Raw genomic sequence first — 13,058 nt, 5'->3', positions numbered from 1 at the left:
TGACGACCTCAGTTTGAGATCCTGTCTCCCGACAGAACACGACAGCGACCCGACAGCAACACGACACAGCCCGCGCCTCCCTGCGGCTGACGTTCGGATAAGCGGTCAGCGGTGCGACATCTCCGACTGTATCGGGTTAACGTAAAATTGCTGCCTCTTGGATTAGATTCCACTGTCTTCCAAGCGTGCTCGGTTCTCAGTTCGCCACTGGTTGGCGCTTCTGGTTGCCGCTGCAGGCGCAGAGCAACTCGACGGTTCCCATTCACGCATCGACGGACGGCCAGCGCAGTTTCCCGTGGCCGACGCGCAAGACATCCACCAGCCTCGTGTTACCCAGTAACCGACCCGAGAAGAGGCTGGGCTTGGGATCGACAGCCGGCTTCTTGAACGCGGCGATCCGCTGATAGTCGGGCGTGGCCAGCCAAGTCCGTCCGTCCCCCTCATCGGTGACGATCCGATAGAGGCCAGCAGGTGGGGCAGCCGCGGTGTCGAGCAGACGCTTGTAATGTTCGACCGACCATTTCTGAATACCTCCGCAGAGGGCTTCGGTTCGGAACCGCGCCCATAGCGCGGCCGTGTCGGGCGTCGGCCAGTCGCGGGCGTCCGTGTGGGCCGTGATCTCGTCGGATTCAAGCCAGGCCCGCATCTCGGCGGGCGTGAAGAAGGCAGGCTTAGCGTCCTCGATCGCCGCCATGGCTGCGCGCCGTGATGGAAGGCCCGCGCGAATCAGCATCGCCATCATGAACTGCGGGACGCCAGTTTCGACCGCCGCTGCGGCGCCGCCGGCCACAGTCTCCGGCGACCAGCCGAGGGACATGCGGCGGGTACGCACAGCTTCCAGTGCCCAGACCAAACGATAGGTAAAGGCCTCTTCGACGGCCCGCATGTTCTGCGGCCCGATCTTGGAAACCTCCTCGCCGGACACCCAGCTGCGTAGGATGCTTTTCCAGTTTGCCGGCAGCGCGTTCGCCTTGTCGGGGATGAAAGGCCGCATGAACAGCAGGCGTTCCCCAAGGCCGCCAAGCGCATCGACAAGTTCGTCGATGTCGCCGCTCAGCGCCGCCCCGTCAGCTCGGTCGAGGACTTTGGCCAGCTCGTCGGCCATGGCGTCGATGCTGAGGCCAGCCTCAAGCCCGACACCCATGGCGAAATGTCCGCGCCGCGCCTGCGCCGTGGTGGTCTTCCAAATGAGAGCGGCGCGTGCCTCGAACACCTTTTTGTGCAATGGGGCGACGCCCCCACCCTCTCGGGCGATCTGGCGAGCCCAGAGCGATCCCTGGAGTGCCTCGTCCAACAGCTTCGGCAGGTCGGCGCGATCGGAATCGAGTGCTTCGATCAGTCCGAACACGGTCGCATCGAGGCGTTCGACGATTTGCGAAAGCGGCTCCTCGTGAATGCTCTCCAACTCGTCATCGCCGCCTTCATCATCGTCGCCATCAGCGGCGTATTCCGCGTTGGCCGCCAAGTGCTCGGCAACCGCGGCTTCCTCCTCAGACGATCTCCAGGCTTCACGAGCATTGGCGAGATATTCCCAAGCATCATCGCGATCCAGGACACCTTCGCAGGACAGGCGCTCAAGGATCTCGGCGACGATCTGGATGAGGCCACTCTTCAGCGTGCGGGCCTTGGCGGAGGCGACCAGCTTTCGCCACTCCTCCTTTCGCCAATCGATCTTATCGAACATGACGTGGACGATGAGACCTTCGACGTCTACGAAGGCGCGCCCGGCGCGCCCGGCGACGTTCGCGAACTCCTCGCCTTTGATCTTCTCGGACGCCCGATACAGCACCGGCACTAACAGGACGGCGGCGTTGAGGTTGAGTCCCTGCGCCAGCGTCGGCGACGCGACGATGACCTTCAGGACACCTTCGGACAGCAGGACTTCCAGCTCGCGCAAAAACGGGCTCGGTAGCCGGCCGTGGTGAATGGCAACGCCTGCCTTCAGACAGGCGACGGCGGGATGGTCTTCGCCCAACCACTCCTTGCCCACCTCCAGAGCGTGGGTGATCGACGCCTCATCCTCCAGCAGCGAGTCCAGATAGCCGCGCTCGCAGAGGTCCACGACCTGCTTGCCGTAGCCCTCGACCCAATTCGCCTGGGTCGAGAAGATAAGGATCCGCTTGCCCTGGCTTGCGAACTCCCATGCGGCGAACAGGGTGAGATGCGAGTTCTTGCGCGGATAGGGTTTCTTCTCGTTCCCCCGCGCCGGCTTCTGCATGACGAATTTGTCGAGGAACGGCCCATCGTCGTCGAGGTCTAGCCGAAGCAGCGCGTCCTTGCCCCGCCAAGTGAGCGCGCCGAACCGCTGCCGTGTGGGGCGCCAGTCGGAAAGCACTGGCTCGCCCGGTTCGTCGGAGCGTATCCATGCGGTAAGATCGTTGAGTTCGTCGCCGCTGGGCAGGATAGCGGAGAGACAGACAATCCGGCGTTCGCGCGCGTCCGCGCGCCGAAGCAGGCGTTGCACCAGCGTCTCATAGCGGATCTCACGCTCGCTTGGGCCGATCATGTGGCCTTCGTCGAGGACGATAAGGCCAACATCATCGATCAGCGACGGGTCGCTTCGCAGGGCGAAATCGAGTTTCTCTGGCGTAGCGATGATGATCTCGCGGGTGCGCAGCGCGTCTTCATCGCCAGCCGAAAGGCCGCTGGCACCATAAAGGGAGGAGACGCTGAAGCCGAGGGGCGCGAAAGTCTTTCTGAAAGATCGCTCGGTCTGCGCCGACAGAGCGCGCAGCGGCGTGACGATCAGCACCCGGCGCGCCGACGATAGGGTCATAAGCGCGGCGATCTCCGCCACCCGCGTCTTGCCGGCGCTGGTGGGCAAGGCGACGACTAGGTCGTCCGTGACGTCGGTGGAACGCAGGGCCGCTTCGCGCTGTGATGGCCATAGCTCTACCTCGGAAGTCTTGCGAGCGTAGAGCGACGAGATGAACAGCCGGCGCAGGTCCGGGTATTTTTCCTCCGTTCCCCCTGGCGGCTCGGTCGGCAAATTCTGATGGAGGGAATGCTGCCAGAGATCATCGATAAGGTGACGGCAAATGTTCGAGATCCACCACAGCGGAACATTCTCCGCATTGTCCGCCAGACTCACTGCGGTGGCGAGCAGCGCCCGCGCGGTCTCGATTGGCTCGGATTCGCCTGTCTCGAGCGCGAAATCAAAATGCGCCAGCGCCCGGCAGATCGTCGTGTTGAGGATGGTAGACAGCGCGTCATCCACGTCAGCCTCTTCACCCCGCAGCGACTCGGCGATCTGCTCATCGTCGTGAGCTTCGTCATCCAGCCACTCGCGAACGAAATCACGCAACTGGCCAAGATCGCGCAGGATCAGGTGTTGGATCGCCGTCTCGCCTGGCGAGGCATTGAGATCGTTCGCAGTCTCGTTGAATAGCGAATAGGCGACGGCTGAGAAGCCGGCGAGGTGATAGGCTGCGGCGGCTATGGTGCGACGGAAGCCACGATCTGGCGACTCCGAATCGCCGTTGCGAACAAGGGCTTCGAAGGCGTTGGCAGCGCGCTCGAACGCCTTGATGGTCAAATTTGAGGCGCCAGCCTGAGCACGCAGGGCCATGGCGCCCCTGAGCAGGGCGAAGCCGTGTTCGGCAAGATCGGTTTCGATCGTCGCGCCCAGCGGCGGCGCATCAGGGGGCAACACGCCGTCCTCGCGCATCAGCGACCAAGCCGCACCGCGATAGAGGAGGTGCCCAAGGATACCGTCGCCGGTCGCGGTCGTCAGGAACGTGGTCAGTTCGTCAATCGTCTCCAAGGTTTTCCGCCTCCTCGTACATGGCCGCGATGAAGTCCTGGTGATCTTCGACGTGGATGTTCACGACGTAATGATCTCGACTGGTGCCCGTGGCGTCGAGGTCCTCTTTCAGCGAAGCGTGCGGGCCGTTGCCCGACACGGTGAAAAGCATGTGGTCGATGCGATCGGCGCGAAGGGACTTCAGGCCCACCTCGTCACGGAGACTGCGACCCAGCGCGTTGTCATCTGGATCGTTGCTCTCCAGCAGGCGGTTGGCGACAAACAGCAGCGAATCGGGCGTGCAACGGCCGTTGTCGCGGTTGAGCACCTTGCGGGCGTTCGTAACCGTGGCTTTGCCGAGTACCTTGTTGCTCTTGGCTTCGCCTTTTAGCAGCCAGAGCTTTTCACCGGCCCCATCGTAGCCAGCGCCGATGAAGTCATCCCCGCGCATGGCCATGTTGCGGCCGTCTTTGTAGCGGAGGCGGCGCACGGGGACGCGCAAGCCGATCTCTTCCTCGACCAACTCGGTCGCGAGGATCTCACCGAGATCGCCTGAGCGGCCCTTGGGCGTCTGGGGCATAGCCTCGATGAGAATCTTGGCAGCTACCTTATATCCGAGCCGATCGACGTCCTCGGCGATGCGTTCGAGTCGGTCGTAATGCGAGCGGATAGTCTCAGCCAAGTCAGCGCGAATCTCGTCGCGGCCGCCATCCTTCTCTACGTAGGTCCAGTAATGCTTGCGTTTTTCCTCTTCCTTGTTTGCCTCGCACCACCTTTCATATAGCCCCACAGCGCGCCCCCAATCAGTGAGCATGAATCGTGATAGCGATCATGCCCCACCGGCGAAGGCATTGTCGTGACTTCCATCACCGAATATCAGAGCCAAGGGCAGCTTCGGACACTGTCACGAGCCTCGAACGTCCGATACGAGGAGGTGATCCCGCGTATGGGCTAGGGGATGTGCGAGTCTGTCGTGCGGTAATAGGCTGGATTGCCAGTGGGCTGCTCTGGCGAAATTCCAAGGCTATGGCCGTTGACCGACTGGGTGTGGCTTTCGATCATCCATAGGCCGTTCGGCAGGTTTCAGAGTGAACCGGTCTTCTGGATGACTACTCAGGGGGAAAGACGAAGTTCCGCAGTTGGCCGAAAGTAACCATTCGAGCTCGTTGGCATTAACGACCGCAAAGGCCGAGAACGCCTCGTCACGCAGTCTTCGCCGGCGGCTAATGCCGGCCAGCGAAGACTGTTGAACTCTCAACCCAGCGCGTCGAGCGCCCGCTCCAGATTACCCACGGCGCGGTCGATGTTGCCCAGCTTGTCGAGGCCGAACAGGCCGATGCGGAAAGTCTTGAAGTCCGCCGGTTCGTCGCATTGCAGCGGCACGCCGGCGGCGGTCTGCAGGCCGGCGGCGATGAACTTGGCGCCGCTCTTGATGCCGTCGTCCTCGGTGTAGCTGACGACCACGCCCGGGGCCTGGAAGCCTTCGGCGGCGACGCTGCGGATGCCGCGCGATTGCAGCAGTGCGCGCACGCGGCGGCCGAGCTCCCATTGCGCGTCCCTGGCCTTGTCGAAGCCGAAGGCTTCGGTTTCCTTCATCATGTCGCGCATGGCGGCGAGCGCGTCGGTCGGCAGCGTGGCGTGGTAGGCGTGGCCGCCGGCCTCGTAGGCTTCCATGATCTGCAGCCACTTCTTCAGGTCGGCGGCGAAGCTGGTGCTGGTGGTGGCGTCGATGCGTTCGCGCGCGGTGGTATTGAGCATCACCATCGCCGCGCAGGGCGAGCTGCTCCAGCCCTTTTGCGGCGCGCTGATCAGGATGTCGACGCCGCAGGCCTGCATGTCCACCCACACGGCGCCGGAGGCGATGCTGTCGAGCACGAACAGGCCGCCGTGTTCATGTACCGCGTCGGCCACTGCGCGCAGGTAGTCGTCGGGCAGGATCATGCCGGCAGCGGTTTCGACGTGCGGCGCAAAGACCAGGTCGGGGCGGTGCTGGCGGATGGCGGCAACGACTTCGTCGATCGGCACCGGCGCGAAAGGTGCCTGCGGGCCGCTGCTGGTCGGGCGGGCCTTGAGGACGATCGATTCGGACGGGATGCCGCCCATCTCGAAAATCTGCGTCCAGCGGTAGCTGAACCAGCCGTTACGGATCACCAGGGTCTTCTTGCCGGTGGCGAACTGGCGCGCCACCGCCTCCATACCGAACGAGCCGCCGCCGGGCACGAGTGCGACCGCGCTGGCGTTATAGACCTTCTTCAGCGTCGCCGAGATGTCGCGCATCACGCCCTGGAAGGCCTTGGACATGTGGTTCAGCGAACGGTCGGTGAACACCACCGAGTATTCGAGCAGGCCATCGGGGTCGACGTTGGGCAGCAGTCCGGGCATGGGTGATCTCCAGTTTTGTTTGCGGGGGCCGGATGTTTCCATCGGGCGGGCGGCAGTCAACGACCTGCCGGAAACGGCCGATTGTAGCCGAAGGTGAGACGAAGGCACTGTGGGGGATACGTCCAATAATGATATTGACATTGAGCGAGTGCGTGATGATGATCCTGGCATCACCAGCCGGAGTGCCGCCATGTCTGCTCCCAACAGTCACGACCAGAACTTCAAGAATCTGATCCTCGACTATCCGCGTCAGGCGCTGGAGTTCTTTGCTCCGGACGAAGCGATGCATATCGACGAATCGGTGCGGATTACGCCGATCCGGCAGGAGCAACTGAAGAACCGCCTCGGCGACCGCTTTCACGAACTGGACGTGCCCTTGCTGGTGGAGTGGCCCGACGGTCGCAGGGAGGCGTTGCTGTTCGTGCTGGAAGAGAAAAGTGATCCGGCACGCTTCTCCATCCACCGGCTCGGCCATTACTGCCTCGATCTGGCCGAACTGTGCAAGACCGATCGCGTGGTGCCCGTGGTGGTTTTCTTGCGCGGAGACGCGCGTATCCGCAAGCGGCTGGAACTGGGGAGTGAGAATCATGCTTTCCTGTCGTTCCGCTACCTGTTCTGCATTCTTGACGAGATGCCAGCCGAGCAGTTCCGCGACAGTGACAACATCGTCGCCCGGCTCAATCTGCCCAACATGGCTTATGTGAGACAGGCTGCGGTCGATGTCTTCGCCTGGGCTTTCCAAGGTCTGCTGGAACTGGAACCGGACATGGAAAAGCGCCTCAAATACATGGACTTCATCGACATCTACAGCCGGCTTACCGATAATGAGCGTGAGCTTTTTGCCGAACAGTACCCGCAGGAGAAGCAGACCATGATGACTTGGAGCGAACGCGTGCGCAGCGAGGGCGTGCAACAGGGGATGCACCAAGGTGAACTCGCCGTGTTGATTCGGCAGCTTACACGCCGTTTCGGTCCGCTCGATCCGGTGACGGATGAGCGCTTGCGCAAGGCAAAATCGGTAGAGCTGGAACAATGGGCTGAGAACATCCTGGATGCGCGAACCTTGGAGGATGTATTCAGTGAGAAGTGAAGCCCGAGGGGTTGAACTGGAAGAAACGGCACCTGTTTGTGGGTGCCGTTTTCATTTGCTTGCTTGCGATACTGGCTGGGGCCTGGGGTCAGGGTGGCAGCAGGGACGGGGCAGAGGGACCGTCGTGCAAATGACAGGCAGCTCGATGGCCGGGTGAAATCTCGCGCAACACCGGCCGTTCCTCGCGGCAGCGGGCGAAGGCGTGCGGGCAGCGCGGGTGGAAGTGGCAGCCGGATGGCGGCGACAGCGGCGAGGGCAGTTCGCCGCGGATGGCGACGAAGCGTTTCTTCTTGGCCTTCAGCGTCGGCGCGTCGGCGATCAGGGCCTGGGTGTAGGGGTGGGCGGGCGCGGTGAACAGTGCGTCCGCCGGGGCGCTTTCGACGATGCGGCCCAGGTAGAGGATGGCGACGCGCTCGCACAGGTGGCGCACGACGCCGAGGTCGTGGCTGATGAACAGGTAGGTCAGGCCGAGGCGGCTGCGCAGTTCGCCGAACAGGTTCAGCACCTGGGCCTGCACCGAGACGTCGAGCGCCGCGACTGGCTCGTCGCAGATCAGCAGTTCGGGTTTCACCGCCAGCGCGCGGGCGATGCCGATGCGGGCGCGCTGGCCGCCGGAGAACTGGTGCGGGAAGCGGCTCGCCGCGCCGGGGTCGAGGCCGACCTGGCGCAGCAGCTCGGCGACGTAGTCCGCCTGTTCGCGGCGGGTGATCAGGCCGTGGGTGCGCGGCGCTTCGGCGATCAGCTCGGCCACCCGCATGCGTGGGTTCAGCGAAGCGGACGGATCCTGGAAGACCATCTGGATGCCGTTGGCCGCCATCGGCGTGGCTTCGATTTCCTTGCCGTGCCACAGGCGCGTGCCCCGGTCGGGCGACAGCAGGCCGGCGGCGACGCGGCCGAGGGTGGATTTGCTGCTGCCGGATTCGCCGACCAAGCCGAGCACTTCGCCGGCGGCAATGTCGACGTCGATGCCGTCGAGCGCGTGCACGCGGGCGGGCGGCGGCAGCCAGCCGAGGCGGATGCCGAGGCCTTCCAGCCAGTCCGGCCGGGGGCCGAAGTGCTTGTGGATGCCGTGGAGGGCGAGCAGCGGCGGGGTGCTCATGACTGCACTCCAATGGCGGTGCTCGCCTCGGGCAGGGCTTCGCCGGGCGACAGCGGGTGCCAGCACAGCGCTTCCTGGCCGTCTGCCGTCTCGACTCTGGGGGGTACTTGCAGGCAGGATTCGTTCGCGCGCGGGCAGCGCGGGCGGAAGGCGCAACCGGCCGGCAGCGCCGACAGCGGCGGCGCGCTGCCGGGAATCTGGCGCAGCGGCTCGCCGCGGTGGTGGCCGCGCGCCAGCGCGGCGGCGGGGGTGGCGTCGAGCAGGCCACGGGTGTAGGGGTGGGCGGGGCGTTCCAGCACCTGGGCGGTGCTGCCCTGCTCGACGATGCGGCCGGCGTACATCACGCAGACACGGTCGGCCAAGCCGGCGACCACCGACAGGTCGTGGGTGATCCAGATCAGGCCGGTGCCGGCTTCGCGGCACAGGGTCTGCATCTCGTACAGGATCTGCGCCTGGATGGTGACGTCGAGCGCGGTGGTGGGTTCGTCGGCGATGATCAGGTCGGGCTGGTTGAGCAGGGCGATGGCGATCGCCACGCGCTGGCGCATGCCGCCGGAGAGCTGGTGCGGGTAGCTGCGCAGGCGCTCGGCCGCGGCCGGGATGCCGACCCGTTCGAGGGCGTCGAGCGCGCGGGTCTGCGCCTCGGCGCGGGATATACGGCGGTGGGCGAGCACGGCCTCGACCATCTGGGTGTCGATGCGCAGCACCGGGTTCAGCGTCAGCATCGGGTCCTGGAAGATCATCGCGATGCGGTCGCCGCGCAGTGCGCGCCAGGCTTTGGCCGGCAGGCCGCGCAGTTCGCGGCCGTTCAGCCGCACCGAGCCGCCGGCGACGTAGCCGGGCGGATCGACGAGGTCGATCAGCGAGTAGCCGGTCATCGACTTGCCGCAGCCGGATTCGCCGACCAGGCCCAGCACTTCGCCAGCCGCCAGTTCGAAGCTGATATCGTCGACCGCCGTCACTTCGCCATCGCGGTTGCGGAAGCGGGTGCTGAGGTGTCGGACGCGCAGCAGCGGTTCGGCGCCGTGGGTGGTGGAGGGCGGGATCGACGTCATTGTGGTTGCAGGCGCGGATTGAGGATCTCGCGCAGGCGGTCGGCGACCAGGTTGAGGGCAACGATGGTCAGCAGCAGCGCCACGCCGGGGAACACGCTCATCCAGTAGCGGCCGGAATACAGGTACTGGAAGCCGTTGGATATCAGCAGGCCGAGCGATGGCTCGGTGACCGGCAGGCCGAGGCCGAGGAAGGACAGCGTGGCTTCCAGCGCGATCGCCGCCGCCACCTGCAGCGCGGCGACGACGATCAGCGGCGGCAGGCAGTTGGGCAGCAGGTGGCGGAACAGGATGCGCGGCGTGGATAGCCCGAGCAGGCGGGCGGCCTCGATGTATTCGCGCCGGCCTTCGACCAGCGCCGCGCTGCGCGTGGTGCGGGCGTAGTAGGCCCACTGCGAGGCGACCAGGGCGATGACGATCTTGTCCGTGCCCTGGCCGAACAGCGCCAGCAGGATCATTGCGGTGAGGATCGCCGGGAAGGACATCTGGATGTCCACTGCGCGCATCACGAAGGCATCGATGCGCCCGCCGGCATAACCCGCCACCAGCCCGAGCGACATGCCCAGCGCCAGTGCCAGCAGCGTGGCGCTGAAACCGACGGCGACGCTGATGCGCAGGCCGTAGAGGATCGCCGACAGCATGTCGCGGCCCTGGCCGTCGGTGCCGAGCAGGTAGTGCAGGCTGCCGTCGGCACTGGTGCTGCCCGGCGGCAGGCGCGAATCCATGATGTCGAGCTGCGACAGGTCGTAAGGATCCTGCGGCGCGATCCAGGGTGCGGCCAGCGCCGCGGTGACGATCACCAGCAGCAGGACCAGCCCGGCGAGCGCCAGCGGGCTGGTCGCGTAGGCGCGGATCAGCGTGCGCCAGCCGCCTGCGCTCGGGTGGGAGGCTGAGATAGCGGAAGAAGCAGAGGCCGTCATTGGCTGAATCTCATGCCGTCTGTCCGCCCGCGAGGCGTACCCGCGGGTCGAGCGCGGCGTAGAGCAGGTCGACCACCAGGCTGATCAGCGTGTAGATGAACACGATCAGCAGCAGGTAGGCGACCACCACCGGCCGGTCGAGCTGGTTGATGGAGTCCAGCAGCAGCTTGCCGATGCCGGGCCAGGCGAAGATGGATTCGGTGACGACCGAGAAGGCGATCAGGGTGCCGAATTCCAGCCCGACCACGGTGACGACCGGGATCATGATGTTCTTCAGCACATGCACGCCGACCACGCGATGCGGCGGCAGGCCCTTGGCGCGGGCGAAGCGCACGTAGTCCTGCAGCAGCGCCTCGCGGGTGCCGCTCTGGGTCAGGCGGATCACCAGCGCGAGCTTGAACAGCGCCAGGTTGAGTGCCGGCAGCAGCAGGTAGCGCCAGCCGCCGGGCGCCAGCAGCGACCATTCGAGGCCGAGGAATTCGCGCGTCGGCCCGCGCCCGCCGGACGGCAGCCAGCCGAGATGCACCGAGAACACCATGATCAGCATCAGCCCGACCCAGAAGGTCGGCAGCGAAAAGCCCAGGATCGAGCCGGCCATGATCGTGCGCCCGCCGAAGCTGTCCGGTCGCAGCCCGGCCCACAGGCCGAGCGGAATGCCGAGCAGCACCGCGATCAGCAGCGCGCTGACGGCCAGCTCCAGCGTCGCCGGCAGGCGCTGCACGATCAGTTGCAGCGCCGGTGTGCCGTGCAGGAAGGAGTTGCCGAGGTCGCCCTGCAGCGCGTTGCCGAGGAAACGCCAGTACTGCACCCACAGCGGCTGGTCCAGCCCCAGCGCCGCGGCCACGCGGGCGGTGTCGGCCGCGGTGGCCTGCGGATCGACCAGCATGTCGAGCGGATTGCCGACGGCGTAGACGCCGACGAACACCAGCAGCGACATGATGAACAGCACCTGGGCGGTCTGCAGCAGGCGGCGCAGCAGGAACAGGGTCATGCGGCGGCTCCGTTACGGCAGGCCGGCGCTTGTTCAGAGCTGTAGGATGGGTAGAGTCGAAGGCGCAATCCATCACGTTGCGATCGATGATGGGTTTCGCTGCGCTCTACCCATCCTGCGCCAGCCCCGGGGCGGCTTTCCTCAACGCACACTGCGAATTTCATGCGCAAACGTGAACTCGTCGATGCGGCCATCGTAGGCGAAGCCCTTGCGCAGTGCCCAGGTGGCGAGCTGGTGATGCGAGGGGATCACCGCCAGGTCGCCCAGCGCGACGCCGGCGGCTTCGCGGGCGAGGCGTTCGCGCTCGGCCGGCTCGACCGCGGCCAGCGCGCCGGCCACCAGTTCATCGACCTTCGGGTTGCTGTACTTGCCCCAGTTCCAGCTGCCCCAGCCGGTGTCGGGATCGATGGTGCCGACGATGGAGCGCAGCGTGAAGTCGGTGGCGAGCGAGCCCCAGCCCAGCAGCGCGAAGCTGTATTCGTGCGCGCGCGCCTTGCCGAAGTAGGTGGCGACCGGCTGGGTCTCGACCCGCGTCCTGATGCCGATGCGGTTGAGGAACTGGGCGACGGTCTGCACCACCTGCTCGTCGTTGATGTAGCGGTTGTTGGTGCCGTGGATGGTCAGCGAGAAGCCGTCGGGGTAGCCGGCTTCGGCGAGCAGCTTCTTGGCGCCTTCGGGGTCGTAGGTCTCGAGCGGGATCCGGTCGTTGTAGCCGAAGATGCCCGGGGCGTTGATGTTGGAAGCCGGCTCGGCCAGGCCTTCTAGCGTGCGTTCGACCAGCGCCTGGCGGTTGATCGCCTTGGAGATCGCCTGGCGCACGCGCAGGTCCTTGAGCGGGTTCCTGGCGAGCGGCTTGCCGTCCTTGTCGGCGACGAAGGGGCTCTGGTCGCGGAACTGGTCGAGCTGCCAGAACAGCGTGCGCCAGGTGGTGTGCTGGGCGAGCGTGACCTGCGGGTTGGTCTTGAGCCGGGCGAGGTCGGCGGCGGGCACGTTCTCGATCACATCGACGTCGCCGGCCAGCAGCGCCGACAGGCGCGGCGCGTCGGAGGCGAGGATGCGGAACACCACCTTGTCCCATTCGGGCTTGCTGCCCCAGTAGCGCTCGTTGCGCGTGATCTCGATGCTTTCGCCCTTGCGGAAGGCGGCGAACTTGAACGGGCCGGTGCCGATCAGCGCCTTGCCGGTGTTGAAGTCCTCGGTGCCGGCGTTTTCGGCGGCCTTTTTCGACACCACGTAGATCGAGATCAGGTCGAGCGGCAGCGGGCCGTAGGCCGACGCGGTGTGCAGGTGCACGGTGTGGGCATCGATGATTTCCTTGCGGACGATCTGATTGGTGTAGCTGGTGAAAGGGCCGGGGCTGTTCTTGATCGTGCCGGGACGGTCGAGCGAGAACACCACGTCCTCGGCGGTGAGCGGCGTGCCGTCGGAGAAGACGACGCCCTGGCGCAGCTTGAACTCCCAGGTGGTCGGCGACACCGCGCGCCAGCTTTCCGCCAGCCCCGGGACCAGCTTGCCGCTGGCGTCGGACTTCACCAGGGTGTCGAAGATGTGGTCGGAAAAGGCGATGTTCGGCGCGATGTTGACGAAGTGGGGGTCGAGCGAGGTGACGTCGGACGACAGGCCGATGCGCAGGTCGGCGGCCCAGGCCGGCAGCAGCGCGCCGGCCGTGGCGGCGCCGAGCAGCAGGCGGGTCAGCAGGGAAGGACGACGGGAAACGGAGGCGTGCTGCGGCATGGGTGGGTTCTCCTGGCAAATGAGGGCACGGTGCGTGCCCCGATTGTC

At 65.5% G+C, this 13,058-nt stretch carries 9 protein-coding genes; 1 reads left to right on the top strand and 8 read right to left on the bottom strand.

Annotated features, from left to right (window positions below; translation table 11 throughout):
* Positions 1–262: 262 nt before the first annotated feature.
* The 3 genes from NX068_RS16830 to NX068_RS16820 form a co-directional block, all read right to left on the bottom strand.
* On the bottom strand, positions 263–3,763 hold the full coding sequence (locus tag NX068_RS16830; RefSeq protein WP_263462416.1) for a DEAD/DEAH box helicase: 3,501 nt from the start codon (positions 3,761–3,763) through the stop codon (positions 263–265).
* A complete protein-coding gene (locus NX068_RS16825; protein ID WP_263462415.1) occupies positions 3,750–4,556 on the bottom strand; it encodes a HamA C-terminal domain-containing protein in 807 nt (268 codons plus the stop codon). Before NX068_RS16825 ends, NX068_RS16830 begins: the two co-directional genes overlap by 14 nt.
* Before the next feature lie 440 nt (positions 4,557–4,996).
* Entirely contained in the window at positions 4,997–6,124 is a 1,128-nt protein-coding gene (locus tag NX068_RS16820) for an aminotransferase class V-fold PLP-dependent enzyme (protein WP_263462414.1), read from the bottom strand.
* A gap of 190 nt (positions 6,125–6,314) precedes the next feature.
* Here NX068_RS16820 and NX068_RS16815 point away from each other — a divergent pair, with 190 nt between their 5' ends.
* Complete coding sequence (locus tag NX068_RS16815; RefSeq protein WP_263462413.1) at positions 6,315–7,214, top strand: DUF4351 domain-containing protein; 900 nt, start codon at positions 6,315–6,317, stop codon at positions 7,212–7,214.
* Positions 7,215–7,302: 88 nt separating this feature from the next.
* Here NX068_RS16815 and NX068_RS16810 read toward each other — a convergent pair whose 3' ends face one another.
* The 5 genes from NX068_RS16810 to NX068_RS16790 form a co-directional block, all read right to left on the bottom strand.
* Positions 7,303–8,313 (bottom strand): ABC transporter ATP-binding protein, encoded by a 1,011-nt coding sequence (locus tag NX068_RS16810; RefSeq protein WP_263462412.1) that lies wholly within the window; start codon positions 8,311–8,313, stop codon positions 7,303–7,305.
* Positions 8,310–9,368 (bottom strand): ABC transporter ATP-binding protein, encoded by a 1,059-nt coding sequence (locus NX068_RS16805; RefSeq protein ID WP_263462411.1) that lies wholly within the window; start codon positions 9,366–9,368, stop codon positions 8,310–8,312. Before NX068_RS16805 ends, NX068_RS16810 begins: the two co-directional genes overlap by 4 nt.
* The gene (locus tag NX068_RS16800) at positions 9,365–10,285 is read right to left on the bottom strand and encodes an ABC transporter permease (protein ID WP_263462410.1); all 921 of its coding nucleotides are present in this window, start codon (positions 10,283–10,285) and stop codon (positions 9,365–9,367) included. The genes NX068_RS16805 and NX068_RS16800 overlap by 4 nt, the downstream gene beginning before the upstream one ends.
* Before the next feature lie 10 nt (positions 10,286–10,295).
* On the bottom strand, positions 10,296–11,276 hold the full coding sequence (locus NX068_RS16795) for an ABC transporter permease (RefSeq protein ID WP_263462409.1): 981 nt from the start codon (positions 11,274–11,276) through the stop codon (positions 10,296–10,298).
* Between the two features lie 141 nt (positions 11,277–11,417).
* Complete coding sequence (locus tag NX068_RS16790; RefSeq protein WP_263462408.1) at positions 11,418–13,010, bottom strand: ABC transporter substrate-binding protein; 1,593 nt, start codon at positions 13,008–13,010, stop codon at positions 11,418–11,420.
* Positions 13,011–13,058 lie beyond the last annotated feature (48 nt).

The sequence above is a fragment of the Thauera carbonicopians genome (genome assembly GCF_025699485.1).
Classification (GTDB): domain Bacteria; phylum Pseudomonadota; class Gammaproteobacteria; order Burkholderiales; family Rhodocyclaceae; genus Thauera.
The sequence above is the reverse complement of the archived record's forward strand: the minus strand, read 5'-3'. Positions and strand labels throughout refer to the sequence as shown.